15 protein-coding genes and 1 pseudogene are annotated in these 16424 nt (G+C 61.9%); 11 read left to right on the top strand and 5 right to left on the bottom strand.

Annotation, left to right across the window (positions count from 1 at the left end; all coding sequences use genetic code 11):
* Window positions 1-137 precede the first annotated feature (137 nt).
* The gene (locus CO655_RS05000; protein WP_097663994.1) at window positions 138-1355 is read right to left on the bottom strand and encodes an MFS transporter; all 1218 of its coding nucleotides are present in this window, start codon (window positions 1353-1355) and stop codon (window positions 138-140) included.
* Between the two features lie 126 nt (window positions 1356-1481).
* The gene (locus CO655_RS04995; protein WP_097606569.1) at window positions 1482-1964 is read right to left on the bottom strand and encodes a GNAT family N-acetyltransferase; all 483 of its coding nucleotides are present in this window, start codon (window positions 1962-1964) and stop codon (window positions 1482-1484) included.
* A gap of 323 nt (window positions 1965-2287) precedes the next feature.
* Here CO655_RS04995 and CO655_RS04990 point away from each other — a divergent pair, with 323 nt between their 5' ends.
* Complete coding sequence (locus tag CO655_RS04990; protein WP_097663993.1) at window positions 2288-3226, top strand: transglutaminase domain-containing protein; 939 nt, start codon at window positions 2288-2290, stop codon at window positions 3224-3226.
* 188 nt (window positions 3227-3414) lie between these two features.
* Here CO655_RS04990 and pcaF read toward each other — a convergent pair whose 3' ends face one another.
* From pcaF to CO655_RS04975, 3 genes are read right to left on the bottom strand one after another with little or no spacing between them, the layout of a single operon-like run.
* Window positions 3415-4620 carry a 3-oxoadipyl-CoA thiolase gene (pcaF, locus tag CO655_RS04985; protein ID WP_097663992.1) on the bottom strand — a complete coding sequence of 402 codons (1206 nt, stop codon included), beginning with the start codon at window positions 4618-4620 and terminating at the stop codon, window positions 3415-3417.
* 10 nt (window positions 4621-4630) lie between these two features.
* A complete protein-coding gene (locus CO655_RS04980) occupies window positions 4631-5317 on the bottom strand; it encodes a CoA transferase subunit B (RefSeq protein WP_097663991.1) in 687 nt (228 codons plus the stop codon).
* Window positions 5314-6021, bottom strand: coding sequence for a 3-oxoacid CoA-transferase subunit A (locus tag CO655_RS04975; protein ID WP_097663990.1), 708 nt, complete (start codon window positions 6019-6021; stop codon window positions 5314-5316). The genes CO655_RS04980 and CO655_RS04975 overlap by 4 nt, the downstream gene beginning before the upstream one ends.
* Before the next feature lie 160 nt (window positions 6022-6181).
* Between CO655_RS04975 and CO655_RS04970 the strand changes: the two genes are divergently transcribed.
* From CO655_RS04970 to CO655_RS04925, 10 genes and pseudogenes are all read left to right on the top strand, one after another.
* Window positions 6182-6940, top strand: a complete 759-nt coding sequence (locus CO655_RS04970) for an IclR family transcriptional regulator C-terminal domain-containing protein (protein WP_097663989.1) — start codon at window positions 6182-6184, stop codon at window positions 6938-6940.
* Between the two features lie 143 nt (window positions 6941-7083).
* Window positions 7084-7332: a plasmid stabilization protein gene (locus CO655_RS04965; RefSeq protein ID WP_097606740.1), complete on the top strand. Its 249-nt coding sequence runs from the start codon at window positions 7084-7086 to the stop codon at window positions 7330-7332.
* Window positions 7329-7752 (top strand): annotated as a pseudogene (locus tag CO655_RS04960) (type II toxin-antitoxin system VapC family toxin). The gene CO655_RS04965 and the pseudogene CO655_RS04960 overlap by 4 nt, the downstream one beginning before the upstream one ends.
* 113 nt (window positions 7753-7865) lie before the next feature.
* Entirely contained in the window at window positions 7866-8792 is a 927-nt protein-coding gene (locus tag CO655_RS04955; RefSeq protein WP_176539219.1) for an ArsR family transcriptional regulator, read from the top strand.
* Between the two features lie 210 nt (window positions 8793-9002).
* Window positions 9003-10511 (top strand): alpha-N-arabinofuranosidase, encoded by a 1509-nt coding sequence (locus tag CO655_RS04950; protein WP_010033088.1) that lies wholly within the window; start codon window positions 9003-9005, stop codon window positions 10509-10511.
* Window positions 10512-10692: 181 nt separating this feature from the next.
* Window positions 10693-12597, top strand: coding sequence for an ABC transporter substrate-binding protein (locus tag CO655_RS04945; RefSeq protein WP_097606575.1), 1905 nt, complete (start codon window positions 10693-10695; stop codon window positions 12595-12597).
* Between the two features lie 117 nt (window positions 12598-12714).
* The gene (locus tag CO655_RS04940; RefSeq protein ID WP_097606576.1) at window positions 12715-13719 is read left to right on the top strand and encodes an ABC transporter permease; all 1005 of its coding nucleotides are present in this window, start codon (window positions 12715-12717) and stop codon (window positions 13717-13719) included.
* 3 nt (window positions 13720-13722) lie between these two features.
* Entirely contained in the window at window positions 13723-14580 is an 858-nt protein-coding gene (locus CO655_RS04935; RefSeq protein WP_097606577.1) for an ABC transporter permease, read from the top strand.
* Between the two features lies 1 nt (window position 14581).
* On the top strand, window positions 14582-15571 hold the full coding sequence (locus CO655_RS04930) for an ABC transporter ATP-binding protein (RefSeq protein WP_097606578.1): 990 nt from the start codon (window positions 14582-14584) through the stop codon (window positions 15569-15571).
* Window positions 15568-16380, top strand: a complete 813-nt coding sequence (locus CO655_RS04925) for an ABC transporter ATP-binding protein (protein ID WP_097663988.1) — start codon at window positions 15568-15570, stop codon at window positions 16378-16380. The genes CO655_RS04930 and CO655_RS04925 overlap by 4 nt, the downstream gene beginning before the upstream one ends.
* Window positions 16381-16424: the final 44 nt, after the last annotated feature.

Genomic DNA, 16424 nt, shown 5'->3' with positions numbered 1-16424 from the left:
TTCGTCGAACGGTAACAGCCCGCAGGACCACTCCTTTTGATCACTGCCGGGGACCGCAGTGTAGCCCCTCCCCCTTGTGGGGAGGGGTTGGGAGGGGCGTTGGTCTCGCAGACCTCCTCGATCGGAATGGAACCTCATCAAGGAGCCACACCCAAGGCCGGCTGCGGCTTCTGGCTGGCCAGCGGCGGGAAGGCCAGCGCGATCGCCGCCGCTCCGAGGCCGACCATGGCAGAGCCAATGAACAGCCAGGAATAATTGGCAAAGGTGTCGAAGATCCAGCCGCCGATCAGCGGACCGAAGGCCATGCCGAGGCTGGAGAGCATCGTCGCCGCGCCCAAGACGGTGCCGATAATGCGCTGGCCGAAATATTCCCGCGCCAGCACCGCATAAAGCGGCATCACGCCGCCATAGGCGCTGCCGAAGACAATGGCGAGCGCATAGAATTGGGTCAACTCGCTGACCAAGAGATAGGTCGCCAGCGCCCCGGCCTGCACCGCGAGGCCGGCGACCAGCACCGGCTTCACGCCGATCCGGTCGGCAAGGCTGCCATAGAGCAGCCGGCCGCCGAGACCGGCCAGGCCCTCGACGCTGTAGATGCTGACGGCGGCCATCGGAGCGACGCCGCAGATCGTCGCATAATTCACCATGTGGAAGATCGGCCCGGAATGGGCCGCACAACAGGCAAAGAAGGTGAGGCCGAGCACGATGAATTGCGGCGAGCGGAAGACCTTCGACAGCTGAGGCCGGGCACCCTCCGCGGCGAACTCGGTACCGGCATCGGCGGTTTCGGCAAGCGGGCGCTGCCTGACCAGCAGGGCGGCCGGCACCAGCAGCACCCAGGTTGCAATGCCGATGATCAGCATCGCGGGCCGCCATTCATAGGCCGAAATCAGCCAGCGCGCGAAAGGCGAGATCGTCATCGGCGCGACGCCCATGCCGGCGGAGACGAGCGACACGGCAAGCCCGCGATTGACGTCGAACCAGGCGGTCGTCGCCGCGATCATCGGCGCGAAGAAGGCGCTGGCGGCCAATCCGACCAGGAGTCCGTAGGTCAGCTGGAATTGCATGAGCGTCTCGGCGCGGCTGGCGAGCACCAGCGCCAGACCGAGCAGCACGGATCCGATCATCACCACGATGCGCGGCCCGAAGCGGTCGCTGGCCGCACCCCAGAGGAAGCCGCCGAAACCCATGACGATGAAATTCAGCGTCATCGCGCTGGCAATGCCGACATGCGACCAGCCGGTCGCGCTCGCGATCGGCTCCTGGAAAATCGCCAGCGAGAACATCGCGCCGATTGCCACGCACGACATCAAAGCGCCGACGGCGACGATGACCCAACGATAGGGAACACTCATGGCTTCCAACCTCCATGCCGACAGTGATCGCGACGATGCGGCCGGCTTGCCGCATTTCGCCTACGATCAATGACGTTTGGAGCGCCGCGAATTCGACACCGCCCTCCCATCTTTTTTCGGACAATCCTACAGGGTGCGGAACATCACAAGTGCGTCGACATAACCGTCGGTCGGATGGAGGAAGACGCCGGGAAGCCGGCCGACGATGTCGAAGCCAAGCGATTGCCACAGCTCGACGGCGCGGCGATTGCTGCTGACGACGAAATTGAACTGCATCGCCCGAAAGCCCCTTTCGCGGGCATGCTCCAGGGAATGCTCATGCATGCGGCGGGCGACGCCACGGCCAGCCGCCGCGGCATCGGTCATATAGCCGCAATTGCAGACATGGCGCCCGCCGCCGGCCTGATTGGCCTTGATGTAATAGGTGCCGAGGATGACGCCGCCCTCTTCCGCGACGAAGGTCTCGCGGTCCGGCCCCATCCAGTAGGCGAGCGCATCGGTTTCGGAGAGATCGCGGTCGAGCGCATAGGTCTCGCCGGCACGGATCGTCGGGCCGATGATCCTCCAGATGGCACTTCGGTCGTCGTTGTTTGCAGGTCGGATCAGCATGCCCGATTTCTAGCGAAGCCTGATCTGGCGCGCAACCGACCCGGATCTGCCGGCACGTGCCGGAAGCCCCACGCGTAACCAGCCTCAGACCTTTTTCGAGTACGCGAGTGCAATTGCTATCGCCTGCCTGGCGCAGATCCACAACGCCGCCAGCGACTTTCGCGCGGCTCCCGAAAGCTCCGGTGCCGTGATGCCGCGATGCTCGCCTGAGATGCACCGCGGGCGGACGAACCAGCGCTCAAACCTCCGCAACGCGGATCAAACACCCGATTGAACGCTGTGGCAGAACAGGCGCGGCATCTGGCCCCGCAGGAGGTTGTAATATGAACGTCAAAATCCTTTCCAACCATCGCGAGCACAACGACCGCGCTCAGCATCGCAAGCTTCAACATTATACGAAGCATTCAATCTTCAGCGCGCCCGGGCGCCATTCCGCACTCCTCGATATGCTGCCGTCCGATCCATCGGGGGTCGCCCGCACGGTGCAGGCTCTGCTGATCTACGAACACGCCGCAGAACCACTCTATGGTTACAAGGTTCCCGACGCGCGCCGCGCCGAAAGCCATATCCGCCCGATCGAGAAGATGGTTGATGCGTTGCTGGCGCTTGACGATCGTCCGCTTTCCTGTGCCCGGGCGCCCGGGAAGCGCCTGGTCGGCATTTGCCGCCACTACATGTTACTGTCCATCGCAATCCTTCGCCACCACGGCGTTCCCGCTCGAGGCCGTGGAGGGTTCGGCGCCTACTTTAATCCCGGCAAATTCGAAGATCACTGGGTTTGCGAATACTGGAGCGCGAGTGATGGACGCTGGGCGCTGCTGGACAGCCAGCTCGACGAGGTTTTCATCCGCAAGCTCGGAATTGGCTTCGACATCCATGACGTTCCACGCGACCAGTTTTTGACCGCGTCCGACGCCTGGCGCAGATGCCGCACCGGAGAACTCGATCCGAACTTGTTCGGCATCGAGTTCGCGCAGCTTCGTGGTCTGTGGTTCATCGCTGGTAACCTGATCCGCGACCTCGCCACCCTCAACGGTCGCGAAGTCCTGCCCTGGGACGTTTGGGGTGCACAACCCGCACCAAATTCAACGCTTTCGGACTCCGAACTGGATTTCTTTGACGAGATCGCCTTGGTTACGGCCGATCCGGATGCAGACTTCGACGCGTTGAACCGGCGTTTTTTCGAAGATACGAAACTAAGGCTGCCCGGAAGCGTCTTCAACTCATTGCGCGAGCGTCATGAAAGAGTGTTAGAGGGCTGAGACGCCGCGCGGAGTGTCATACGCTGCCGCGGCGAGTACCCTGGCTCTCCTGCTACCATTCTGCCCTCGTGCATCGGCCAAATGGGACATCCGGTCCCAGGATCTGCGCCTGTGATAAGGTGGCTATGGCGCCGGAACGCCGGGAGTTGGGGATGTGGCGGTCTCTCGGGATCTGACGTGCCGCGCCCTCAAACCCTTTCCAGTGCGATTGCGATCCCCTGCCCGACGCCAATGCACATCGTCGACAGCGAGTATTTTCCGCGGGCTTCGGCAAGCTCCAGCGCCGCTGTGCCGGTGATGCGGGCGCCCGACATGCCCAAGGGATGGCCGAGCGCGATGGCGCCGCCATTGCGGTTGACCCGCTGATCGTCATCGGCAATGCCGAGCGCGCGCAGCACCGCCAGGCCCTGGCTGGCAAAGGCTTCATTGAGTTCGATGACGTCGAACTGTTCCTGGCTCATGCCGAGCCGGGCCATCAGCTTGCGCGAAGCCGGGATCGGCCCGACGCCCATGACACGCGGAGGAACGGCGGCGGAGGCGCCACCGAGGATGCGGGCGATCGGCGTCAGGCCATATTTCCGCGCCGCCGCTTCCGAAGCGACGATCAGTGCCGCCGCGCCGTCATTGACGCCGGAGGCATTGCCTGCGGTGACCGTGCCCCCCTCTTTCTTGAAGGGTGTGGCGAGTTTCGCCAGCGTCTCCATCGTCGTCGCACGCGGATGTTCGTCCCTGTCGACGACGACGGGATCGCCCTTGCGCTGCGGAATGGTGACCGGGGTGATTTCCTTCGCCAATCGTCCGCTCGCCTGGGCGGCCGCGGCCTTAGCCTGGCTGCGCACCGCAAAGGCATCCTGATCCTCGCGGCTGACATGATAGTCCGCGGCGACATTCTCGCCGGTCTCCGGCATGGAATCGACGCCGTATTGCTTCTTCATCACAGGATTGACGAAACGCCAGCCGATCGTGGTGTCGTGAATTTCGGCCGTCCGCGAAAAGGCCGTCTCGGCCTTCGGCATGACGAAGGGCGCGCGCGACATGCTTTCGACGCCGCCGGCGATCATCAGTTCGGCCTCGCCGGCGCGGATGGCGCGTGCGGCCGTGATCACCGCATCCATGCCGGAGCCGCACAGTCGGTTGATCGTCGTGCCCGGCACGGCGATCGGCAGGCCGGCCAGGAGCGCCGACATGCGCGCGACATTGCGGTTGTCCTCACCCGCCTGGTTGGCGCAGCCGAAGATCACGTCGTCGACGGCTTCCCAGTCGACGGCGCCGTTGCGCTGCATCAGCGCCTTCAGCGGGATGGCGCCGAGATCGTCGGCGCGCACTTGGGAGAGCGAGCCGGCGAAGCGGCCGATCGGCGTCCTGATATAGTCGCAGATAAAGGCTTCGGTCATGGCTTTTCCCTTAGAGTTTCGGAACGACGAGATCGGCAACCGGCCCGTCGACATGCAGCGGCGCACCGGTCATCGCCTGCAATTCCTCCTCAGACATCGCGGCCAGCTTCTCGCGCAGGACGAAGCGGCCGTTGACGATGTCGATGACGGCGTGGCTGGTATAGACCCGGGTGATGCAGGCCACACCGGTCAGCGGGAAGGTGCATTTCTCCACCAGCTTCGGCTCGCCCGTCTTGGTGACGTGCTCGGTGATGACGCAGACCTGCTTGGCGCCGTGCACGAGATCCATGGCGCCACCGACAGCCGGCACGCCCTTGCTGCCCACGCGCCAGTTGGCGAGATCGCCATTCTGCGCGACCTGATAGGCACCGAGGATGGCGACATCGAGATGGCCGCCGCGCACCATGGCGAAACTGTCGGCGTGGTGGAAGAAGGCCGCGCCCGGCTTCAGCGTCACCGCCTTCTTGCCGGCATTGATCAGATCCCAGTCCTCCTCACCTTCCGCCGGCGGCTCGCCGAAATTCAGGATGCCGTTTTCGGTGTGGAAGATCGCTTCACGGCCGGGCGGCTGATAGCGGGCGACCATTTCGGGAAAGCCGATGCCGAGGTTCACATAGGCGCCGTCGGCGATATCCTGGGCGGCGCGCCAGGCGATCTGCGCATTGGTGAGTTTGATGTCTCTGATATCGACGGTCATACGTAGGCCACTCCGGCTCGAATGAGCTCTTCTTCCTGCTGCGGATTGGGAACGGCAACGACACGGTCGACGAAGATGCCGGGGGTCACCACATGCTCGGGATCGATGCCGCCGGCGGGCACGATCGATGAGACCTGGACAATGGTCTTCGCCGCCGCCATGCACATCAGCGGATTGAAGTTGCGGCCGGCCTTGTTGTAGGTGAGGTTGCCGTGTGTGTCGCCGACCGCAGCCTTGACGATGGCGAAATCGGCCTTCAGCCAGCGTTCCTGCACATAATGGCGGCCGTCGAATTCGGCGATGACCTTGCCCTCGGCGAGCTCCGTGCCATAGGCCGTCGGCGTGTAGAAGGCCGGAATGCCGGCCCCGCCGGCGCGGATGCGCTCGGCCAGCGTTCCCTGCGGCACCAGTTCGAGCTCGATTTCGCCGGCCAGATATTTGTCGGTGAAGGCGCGCGGATCCGACGAGCGCGGGAACGAGCAGATCATCTTTCTGATCATGCCGGCATCGATCATCGCCGCGATGCCGATGCGGCCGTTGCCGGCATTATTGTTGATGACGGTGAGATCCTTGCAGCCCTTGTCGATCAGAGCGTGGATCAATTCGATCGGTGCCCCCGACCCGCCGAAACCACCGATCATGACGGTCGCGCCGTCACCGATCTCGGAGACGGCCTGCGCCGTGCTCCCGACTGTCTTGTCCATGCCGGATTCTCCTTGGCTCGATCGGGTGGGCAGCTCGCCATCCCGTCTTCCTGTTCAGAGATAAAGCGCGGCAGGGGCATTCTGCAAGATATTTTGTGCGATATTTGACATTTGTTCATATATCGCACAAAATGAAAGCATTGATTGGAGATTGAAAACCATGCGCGAAACCGATTTCGTCAGCGGCTTTGCCCGCGGTCTGAAAGTCATCGAAGCCTTCGGCGAGACACGGCAGCGGCTCTCGATCGCCGAGGCCTCGAAGCTGACGGCGCTCGACCGCGCCACCGTACGCCGCTCGCTGCTGACGCTCGCCGAGCTTGGATATGCCGATTATGACGGCAAGTTCTTCACCCTGACGCCGAAGATCCTGCGGCTTGGCCATGCCTATCTCTCAGCGACGCCGCTGCCGGCGCTGTTGCAGCCGCATCTCGATCATCTCTCGGAACGCGCCGGCCAGAGCGCTTCGGCCTCCGTGCTCGACGGCATCGAAATCGTCTATGTCGCCCGGGCCTCGCAGCGCCGGGTCATGTCGATCAATCTCACCCCGGGCAGCCGCCTGCCGGCCTATTGCGCCTCAATGGGCCGCGTGCTGCTCGCAGCCCTTCCCGAAAGCGAGGCCCGCGCCATCCTTGCCCGCAGCGAGCTGAAGCAAAACACTGCCAATACCAAGACCGATCCCGAGGAACTCATTGCCGAATTCCGGCGCGTGCGCGCGGACGGCTACGCCGTGATCGATCAGGAGCTGGAGATCGGCCTCTGCTCGATTGCCGTGCCCGTGGAAAACGACCGCGGCGAAACGGTCGCGGCGATCAATATCGGCGCGCCGGCCGCCCTCGTCCCGGCGGCGGAGATGAAGGCACGCTATCTGCCATTGCTGAAGGAAACGCAGGCCGCATTGCGGCCGCTCCTGCACCGTTGACGGCAGGCTTAAAGCGAGCGGCCCCGGTCGGAGGGCATTGACCCGCGCCCTACCCTTTCTGTGGGACCTGAGAACGGGAACGCATCCGCTGGCCGTTGAACCTGCAATCAATGATTTATATGCTGTCATTGATGAATGGAGGCATGGCCAGCATGACGATCCGCAATCTCGATGAGGGATTGAAGCAGCGGCTGCGCGTCCGCGCCGCGACGCATGGCCGTTCAATGGAAGACGAAGCACGCGATATTCTGCGTACGGCACTTGCGACCACCGAGCCGGAGGCGCGCAATCTCGCCGATACTATCCGCGCCCGCCTGCAATCGGTCGGCGGAATTGAGCTCGAAATTCCGCCCCGGCAGCCGATCCGTGACACGCCGGACTTTGACGTGTGATCATTCTCGATACCAACGTCATTTCGGAACTGCTCACACCCCGTACCGAATGCGGCTGTGAGCAAATGGCTGGGCGTACAACATGCATCATCGGTATTCACGACCGCGATTACCGAAGCGGAAATTCTACATGGCTTGCGTCTCCTTCCTCACGGGCGGCGCCGGAGTGATCTCGAAACGGCAATCCTGCCAATATTCAACGAGGATATGAGCGGCCGCGTCCTGCCATTCGATCGTGACGCGGCAGACGTCTACGCCATCATTGCCACCGATCGCCGCAAGGCTGGCAGGCCGATCAGCCAGTTCGATGCACAGATCGCAGCCATTACCATCTCGCGCGGCGCTTCGCTCGCAACGCGCAACGTGTCCGATTTTGAGGGAATTGGCTTGCAAATCCTCAATCCGTGGGAAATCCGCTAACCCTCCGCGCGTAGAATTCCAGGCCTACACGGGTTATCACGGCCGGCGCAGCCGTTCCCTCTTGATGTATCATAATTTCCGATATACATCATTTCATCGGAATCATTGGGGGAATGATGGAACGTTCGTTTTTGACGATTGCCGCCGGCGAGAATAGTGAGGCGATCCGCGCACTTTCTGCCCCGGCGCGGATCGAGATTCTCAAGCTGCTCTGCGCCAAGGGGCCGATGAATATCAACGATATCGCGCGCGCTTTGTCTCTCCCCCAATCCACGGTCGCCACCGGCATTCAGATTTTGGAAGACGCACGGCTTGTCGACTCGCAGCTGGCAAAAGCGCGGAAGGGGAACCAGAAGATCTGCTCGGCGATCTACAGCGAGATCCTGATCAGCTTCGAGGAAAGTGCGGCGCAACGAGCCAACAACATCATCGAAGTCGAGATGCCGGTGGGACTCTACACCAGTTGCGACGTCCATGCGCCATGCGGCCTTTGTTCCAGCGAGAGCGTCATCGGCCCCCTCGATGTGCCGGACTATTTCCTCGATCCGCAGCGCATGCAGGCCGGGCTCGTCTGGTTCGGAAGAGGCTATGTCGAGTATAAATTCCCCAACAATGCCAAGGTGTTGAACAAGGATATTCGCGCCATCGAGTTTTCGCTAGAGCTGTCGTCTGAGGTGCCCGGCACCAATCCGGACTGGCCCTCCGACATCACGCTCTGGGTCAATGGCATGGCGATCGGAACCTGGACGTCGCCTGGCGATTACGGCGACAAGCGCGGCGTCTTCACCCCGGCCTGGTGGAAGCTCGAGGGCTCGCAATATGGGATGATGAAGACCTGGCGCATCTCGACGCGCGGAACCTTCATCGACGGTGTCGCCGCATCGAATGTCACGCTCGGCGATCTCGCGCTCGGCCAGCATTCCTCCATCCGGCTACGCGTCGGCATCGCCGAGAATGCCGGCCATACCGGCGGCGTCAATATTTTCGGCCGTGGCTTCGGAAATCACGGGCGCGACATCATCATGCGGCTCCATGTGTGATCAATCAATATCGGAAATTTTGATTTAAAAACGCCGGTTGTTTTTCGATTTCGCGATGGATGAGATACGATAATATACTGTAAATACGTTATTTTTACCGAAAAATGAATTAGTATGATAAAAGATGTAGCTCGGTTGACAGAACGACATTCCTGATATCAAGTTAGGGGCAAGAAAACAAAATTTCTGATACATAAATGGGAGGATCCGTTGAAGACGAATGTCGTTGCCCACCGCGATTTCCGCATCGCGACCATTGACGCCAGGCTCTACAGTTCATTCCTCGAGCATCTCGGCAGAGCGATCTACGGCGGCATCTACGAGCCCGGACATCCGACAGCCGATGAGGACGGTTTCCGCCGCGATGTTCTCGACCTCGTCCGTGATCTCGACACGCCCTACTGCCGTTATCCCGGCGGCAATTTCGTCTCGGCCTATAATTGGGAAGACGGCGTCGGCCCGCGTTCGGAGCGCCCGGTTCGTCTCGACCTTGCCTGGCGCACCCGCGAAGCCAATCAGATCGGCGTCAACGAATTCGTCGACTGGTGCAAGAAGGCGAACACCAAGCCGATGCTCGCCGTCAACCTCGGCTCCCGCGGCCTCGATGCCGCCCGCAATTTCCTCGAATATTGCAATCATCCCGGCGGCACCTATTGGTCGGATCTGCGCCGCAAACACGGCTGGGCCAATCCGCACGATGTCAAATTGTGGTGCCTCGGCAATGAGATGGACGGCCCTTGGCAGGTCGGCCACAAATCGGCCTATGAATATGGCCGGCTGGCGGATGAGACGGCCAAGGCGATGCGCGGCTTCGACAAGTCGCTCGAACTCGTGGTCTGCGGCTCGTCCAATTCCGACATGAAGACCTATCCCGATTGGGAGGCACAGGTCCTCGAGCAGTGCTACGACAGCGCCGACTATATCTCGCTGCATATGTATTTCGCCAACCGCGAGAAGAACACGCTGAATTATCTCGCTCGGGCGACCAAGCTCGACCGCTACATCACCACGATCGGCGGCGTGATCGACTATATCAAGGCGAAGAAGCGCTCGAAGAAGACGATCGGCATTTCCTTCGATGAATGGAACGTCTGGTATCATTCCAACCAGCAGGACAAGGAGATCCTGGCGCGCGACGAGTGGCCGGATGCGCCGCACCTGCTCGAAGACGTCTATAATTTCGAGGACGTGCTGCAGGTCGGCGGCATCCTCAACACCTTCATCCGCCGTTCCGACCGGGTGCGTATCGCCTGCATCGCCCAGCTCGTCAACGTCATCGCCCCTATCATGACCGAGGATGGCGGGGCTGCCTGGCGCCAGACGATCTATTACCCCTTCTACTACGCCTCCCGCTATGGGCGCGGCTCGGCGCTGCAGCTGGTCGTCGATGGCCCGACCTATGACAGCGACGAGGAGAACGAGGTTCCCTATCTCGACGTCTCGGCCGTCCATTCGGAGGATGGCCGGACGCTCACCTTCTTTGCCGTCAACCGCCATCCGGACACGGCGCTCGATCTCGACGTGCGGCTGGAAGGCTTTGGCGGCGCCCGGCTGATCGAGCAGGTGGAGATGGCCCATGGCGATCTCGAAGCCGTCAATACGGCGCGGCGGCCGGAAACGGTCGTGCCCGCCAAGGTCGAGAGCGCGAGGGTTGAGGATGGACGGGTGCGGGCGGCGCTGAAACCGCTGTCTTATAACGTCATCCGGCTGTCGGTGTGACAGCCGCCGGGCCGGCCAATCGGCTTGGCTGAGAATTCGGCTCGGCTGCGAGGAGGCAGACGGGCCGGAGGGATGGTTCGCCGAAGACATGGAAGTTCCGAGGCTTCTGCGAACCGGCAACCGCGACATGCCCATGCGTGCCCCTGCGGCCGCGGCATGATCGCTTTCAAGGGAGGAGTTCATGCAAAAGTGGAAGAGGTTTGCATTCGGCTTCGTGCTGGCCACCATCGGCCTGACCGCAGTGGCCGGAGCCCAAGAATACACCTCCTTGCCGCGCAAGGAGACGCTCATCGTCGAAAATCCGGAAGGGACGATCAAGAATCCCGGCTGGTTCAACATCTGGGTCAATGGCGGCGGCGGGGTTTCGACCGGCCTGCAGCAGCTGACCATGGATACGCTCTGGTATATCGACCCGGAACAAGGGCTTGGCGGCGCGAGCTGGGACAATTCGCTCGCCGCCGACAAGCCGCAATATAATGCCGACTTCACCGAGATGACCGTGAAGCTGCGCAAGGGGCTCTACTGGAGCGACGGCGTGGAATTCACGGCCGATGACGTGGTCTATACCGTCAAGACGCAGATGGATCATCCCGGCATGGTCTGGAGTGCGGCCTTCACGGTGCAGGTGGCAAGCGTCGAGGCGACCGATCCCCAGACCGTGGTGTTCAAGCTGAAGAAGCCGAATTCGCGTTTCCATTCGATTTTCACGGTGCGCTGGAACGGCGCCTGGATCATGCCCAAGCATGTCTTCGAGAAGGTGGAGGATCCGCTTCGCTACGATTTCGCCAATCCGGTCTCGCTCGGCGCCTACAAGCTGAAGGCCTACGACCCTCAGGGCCAGTGGTATACCTGGGAGAAGCGCGACGACTGGCAGCGGACCTCGCTTGCCCGCTTCGGCGAGCCGGCCCCGAAATACGTCACCTATACCGATCCAGGCCCGCCGGATAAGCGGACGATCGCCCAGCTCGAGCACAATCTCGATATCATTCACGACAACACGCCGGAGGGCATGTTCACCCTCAAGGAGAAGTCGAAGACCGTCGACACCTGGTTCCCGGGATTCCCCTTCGCCCATCCGGATCCGACGCTGCCGGCCGTCATCTTCAACACGCAGAACCCGCCCTTCGACAAGGCCGATGTGCGTTGGGCGCTTGCCCTGTTGATCGACATCAAGGCGGTCGACATGGCGAGCTACCGCGGCGCTGCGACGCTCTCGGCGCTTGGTGTGCCGCCGACGGCGGCCACGATGAAGGACTATCAGGCGCCGATGCAGGATTGGCTGAAGGACTTCGAAATCGATACCGGCAAGCGCAAGATCAAGCCGTATGACCCGACCATCGGGCAACAGATTGCCGATATCCTGCGCAAGCAGCCGAAGTTCAAGGATCAGATCCCGACCGACCCGCAGGCGATCAGCGACGCCTTCGGCTATGGCTGGTGGAAGCCGGATCCGCAGGCAGCGACCGAGCTTCTGGAAAAGGCCGGCTTCAAGAAAACCGGCGGCAAGTGGATGACGCCGGATGGTCAGCCGTTCAGAATCCGCATGACGGTGGAGGGCGACACGCGCTCCGTCTTCACCCGGGCAGGAACCCTGATCGCACAGCAATGGGCGGCATTCGGTATCGACGCCAAGGCCGTGCCCGCCGCGAAACTTTGGCAGACGGCGCTGCAGCCCGGCGATTTCGATGTGGCGATCGCCTGGAGCGTCGAGACCTGGGGCGGCGATCCCGACCTCTCCTTCTTCCTCGAAAGCTGGCACTCGCAGTTCGTAGCGAAGAAGGGTGAAAACCAGCCACCGCGCAACTGGCAGCGCTGGTCCAATCCGGAGCTCGACAAAATCATCGAGAGCATCCGCGGCATCGGTGCCGACGATCCGAAAGGCATCGAGCTCGGCAAGGACTATCTGAAGCTGGTCGCCCGCGAAATGCCGACGATCCCGCTGATGTCCTATAACGTCTTCACCTCGATGGATACGACCTATTGGACCGGCTATCCGACGATCAAGGACCCCTATACGGATCCGGTGCCGAACTGGGCGAATTCGAGGCTGATGATGGTCAAGCTGAAGCCGGCTCAACCGAAATAAACCTCCCAACGCCGGCGCGTGAGCCATCGCGCCGGCCCCCTCATCGGCGGGCATGTGCCCCAGCTGCCATGCTCGTCGATCCTTTCCAGAAAGGAACCAGAGAGGAAGCTCCGCCTTATGACGTCCTATCTGATCTTTGTGCTGAAGCGGTTCGGTCAGTTTCTGCTCGTCGTATTTCTCGGCGTGACGATCACCTTCTTCGTCACCCACCTGACCCCGATCGATCCGGTCGAAGAAAGCATAGGCGCCATCACGCAGATGGGGCAGTCCGATCCCAATGCGATCGAACTGATGCGCCAGTCGCTGCGCGAGCTTTACGGCATGGAAGGCACGATCTGGCAACAATATCTGCACTTCTGGCTGCGGCTTGCGACAGGCGATCTCGGCCCCTCGCTCTCGGCCTTTCCGACCCCCGTTTCGACAATCATCCTGCGCTCCCTGCCTTGGACGATCGGGCTGATGACGGTCGCCACGCTGATCACCTTCGTGCTCGGCAATGCGATCGGCGCGCTCGCCGGCTACTACAGGAAGAACATGGTGCTCAAGGGCGTCAGCCTCGTCTTCATCGCGCTGCTGCCCATTCCCTATTATATCCTTGCCTTCGTGCTTCTCATCGTCTTCGGCTATCTCTGGCCGGTGCTGCCGATCACTGGCGGCTACGAGATGAACACCAATCTGGACCTCTCTTTCGCGCTCGTCCTCGACATCCTCGAACATTCCATCCTGCCCGCCCTGTCGCTGATCCTCGTCGGAACTGGCAGCTGGCTGATCGGCATGCGGGCGCTCGTCTCCAACATCATCACCGATGATTACGTCACCTTCGCCGAACTCGGCGGGGTGCCGAAGAACAAGATTCTCCGCTCCTATATCGCCCGCAACGCCATGGTGCCGCAATTCACCGGCCTTGCCATGTCGCTCGGTGCCATCTTCAACGGCACCGTCATCACCGAAATCGTCTTCGGCTATCCCGGTATCGGCAATCTGCTGATCGAAGCGGTGCATGCCGGCGACTACAGCCTGGTGCTCGGCCTCAGCGCCCTCTCGATCGTCGGCGTCGCCGCCGCCGTCTTCATCATCGACGTGCTGAGCCCGCTGATCGATCCGCGCATCAAGGTGGAATAGGCCATGTTTACCATCATCCGCGACCTCTCACGCCACAATATGGAATTCCTCTGCGGCCTGCTGCTTTTTGCCGTGATCGTCGGGCTGGTCATCCTGTCCTATTTCTCGCCCTATGGCTCGACCGACATCTATCTCCTGCCGCCCGACATGCCGCCAGACGGCGAATATTGGCTGGGCACGACATCGCGCGGCCAGGACGTTTTCTGGCAGCTGACGACCGGTCTTCGCAACACGCTCTATTTCGGCATCGGCGTCGCCTTTCTCTCGCGCATCATCTCGCTGGTCGTCGGGCTGGTGGCCGGTTATGCCGGCGGCGCAGTCGACCGGGTGCTGATGGCGATCAACGACAGCGTCATGGTCATTCCGCAATTTCCGCTGCTGATCCTGTTCTACTTCGTGCTGAAGGACAGCATGACCTGGGCCGCACTGATCGTCATCATGGCCTCGCTCGGCTGGTCCTATGACGCCCGCCTGATCCGCTCGGTGGCGATCGGTCTGAAGACCCGGCCGTTCACCACCCAGAGCGTTTACTCCGGCATGAGCATGCGCAAGATCCTCGTCGAAGAGCACCTGCCCTATGTGCTGCCGATCGTCTTCGCCACGACGATGAACAACATGATCTGGTCGATCGGCATGGAAATCACGCTCTCGGTGCTCGGCTTCACCGATATCGAGACGCCGACCATGGGCATGATGATTTACTGGGCCAATGCGCATTCGGCGCTGATCTCAGGCATATGGTGGTGGGTCGCCGCCCCCGTCGCCGTCATCGTCATCCTCTTCCTGGCGCTCTTCCTGCTGTCGATGTCGATGAACGAATACAATGATCCGCGCAGCCGGCTGAACCGGATGGGAAGTTAGTATGGATGCCTTGGTCGAAATCCAGAATCTGAAAGCCTATTACCGCGCCTTCCTTTACGGCGTCGATCGCGAAGTGCGCGCCGTCGACGATATCAGCCTGACGATCGGCCGCGGCGAGGTCTATGGCGTTGCCGGGGAATCGAGCAGCGGCAAGACGACCCTGATCAAAACCATCGCCGGCGCCATCCGGCCGCCGCTTCGGGTCGTGTCCGGGAACGTGAAATTCCATTTCGCCGGCGGCACCCAGGATATCTACGCGATGAAGCCGGAGGAGCGCATGGCGCTGCGCTGGAAGCATCTGTCCTATATTATGCAGGGTTCGATGAACGTGCTCAATCCGGTGCGCCGGATCCGCCATTCCTTCACCGATTTCGCCTTTCGCCACATGCCGGTCGGCAAGCAAGTGTTCTTCGAAAAGGTCGCCGCGCATCTGCAGCGGCTGAAGCTCGATCCGCACCTGCTCGATGCCTATCCCCACGAACTCTCCGGCGGCATGCGCCAGCGCACCACCATCGCGCTCGCCACCATCCTGACGCCGGAATTCATCATCGCCGACGAGCCGACGACCGCGCTCGACGTCATCGTCCAGCGTGACGTGCTGTCGATGATCCGCGAGATCCAGCGCGAGATGGGCTCGTCCTTCCTGTTCGTCACCCATGATATGGGCGTCCACGCCACCGTTTCCGACCGCATCGGCATCGTCTATGCCGGGCGCCTCGTCGAGGAGGCGCCGACCGCCAAGCTCTTCAGCATGCCGCTCCATCCCTATACGCAGCATCTGGTCGGCAGCCTGCCGCGCATCGGCGATGCCTCGGCGCGGCCCTCGCTGGAGGGCCGTCCGCCGAACCTTGCCATGCCGCCGGAAGGCTGCCGCTTTCATCCGCGCTGTCCGAAGCGGATGGATATCTGCTCGCAGAAGGTGCCGCCGCTGGTCACCGTCGAGCCGGGGCGGCGCGTGGCCTGTTTTGCAGTTACGGGAGATCAGGTTTGACGGCTCTGCTTCACCTCTCGCATGTCACGAAAATCTACCGCCAGGGCGGCATGCTCGGCCGGCGCCTGATCACTGCGGTCAAGGACGTCAGCTTCGAAGTCGGGGCGGAACCGGAGATCCTGTCGATCGTCGGCGAATCCGGCTCGGGCAAATCGACGATCGCGGCCATGATCCTCGGGCAGACCGAGCCGACGGAAGGGCGGCTGGAATTTTCCGGAAAAACCGTCTCCATCCACAGCCGATCCGAACGCAAGGCTTTCATGAAGGAGGTCCAGCCGGTGCTGCAGAACCCGTTCGAAGCCTTCAATCCGCTGAAGCGGGTCGACCGCTATCTCTTCGAGACCGCCCGCAATTTCGTCGCCTCGGCAAAGCGGCCGGACCGGAAAGAGGCGGAGCGCATGGCCGATGCCGCGCTGCATCACGTCGGCCTGACGCTCGAAGAGGTGAAAGGCCGCTTTCCCCACGAACTCTCCGGCGGCCAGCTGCAGCGCGTCGCCATCGCCCGCGCGCTGATCCCGCAGCCCCGCCTGCTGGTCGCCGACGAGCCGGTCTCCATGGTCGACGCCTCGCTGCGCATGGCGATCGTCAACCTGTTCGGCCGCCTGAAGAACGAGCTCGGGCTTTCGATCATCTACATCACCCACGACCTCGCCACCGCCTACTACATCAGCGACAACATCATCATCATGCGCAAGGGCGAAATCGTCGAACGCGGCCAGGCCCGCCCCGTGCTCGACAATCCGCAGCATCCCTATTCGCGCGCGCTGAAGGATGCGGTGCTGGCAGCGGATTTCAGCGCGGCGGTGTGAGTGGTGCGGAAGATGTAGCGAATAGCGGCGTCGGCAGCGGCCCT

Source organism: Rhizobium sp. M1, assembly GCF_002531805.1.
In the GTDB taxonomy this organism is placed as follows: Bacteria; Pseudomonadota; Alphaproteobacteria; order Rhizobiales; family Rhizobiaceae; genus Rhizobium; species Rhizobium etli_C.
Note: the sequence above shows the minus strand (reverse complement) of the source record. Positions and strands in the feature narration are given on the sequence as shown.

What these genes read in the sequence shown, in the direction of transcription:
- CO655_RS05000 (WP_097663994.1), bottom strand. Translation starts at nt 1,355, where the DNA reads ATGAGTGTTCCCTATCGTTGGGTCATCGTCGCCGTCGGCGCTTTGATG.
- CO655_RS04995 (WP_097606569.1), bottom strand. Translation starts at nt 1,964, where the DNA reads ATGCTGATCCGACCTGCAAACAACGACGACCGAAGTGCCATCTGGAGG.
- CO655_RS04990 (WP_097663993.1), top strand. Translation starts at nt 2,288, where the DNA reads ATGAACGTCAAAATCCTTTCCAACCATCGCGAGCACAACGACCGCGCT.
- pcaF (WP_097663992.1), bottom strand. Translation starts at nt 4,620, where the DNA reads ATGACCGAAGCCTTTATCTGCGACTATATCAGGACGCCGATCGGCCGC.
- CO655_RS04980 (WP_097663991.1), bottom strand. Translation starts at nt 5,317, where the DNA reads ATGACCGTCGATATCAGAGACATCAAACTCACCAATGCGCAGATCGCC.
- CO655_RS04975 (WP_097663990.1), bottom strand. Translation starts at nt 6,021, where the DNA reads ATGGACAAGACAGTCGGGAGCACGGCGCAGGCCGTCTCCGAGATCGGT.
- CO655_RS04970 (WP_097663989.1), top strand. Translation starts at nt 6,182, where the DNA reads ATGCGCGAAACCGATTTCGTCAGCGGCTTTGCCCGCGGTCTGAAAGTC.
- CO655_RS04965 (WP_097606740.1), top strand. Translation starts at nt 7,084, where the DNA reads ATGGCCAGCATGACGATCCGCAATCTCGATGAGGGATTGAAGCAGCGG.
- CO655_RS04955 (WP_176539219.1), top strand. Translation starts at nt 7,866, where the DNA reads ATGATGGAACGTTCGTTTTTGACGATTGCCGCCGGCGAGAATAGTGAG.
- CO655_RS04945 (WP_097606575.1), top strand. Translation starts at nt 10,693, where the DNA reads ATGCAAAAGTGGAAGAGGTTTGCATTCGGCTTCGTGCTGGCCACCATC.
- CO655_RS04940 (WP_097606576.1), top strand. Translation starts at nt 12,715, where the DNA reads ATGACGTCCTATCTGATCTTTGTGCTGAAGCGGTTCGGTCAGTTTCTG.
- CO655_RS04935 (WP_097606577.1), top strand. Translation starts at nt 13,723, where the DNA reads ATGTTTACCATCATCCGCGACCTCTCACGCCACAATATGGAATTCCTC.
- CO655_RS04930 (WP_097606578.1), top strand. Translation starts at nt 14,582, where the DNA reads ATGGATGCCTTGGTCGAAATCCAGAATCTGAAAGCCTATTACCGCGCC.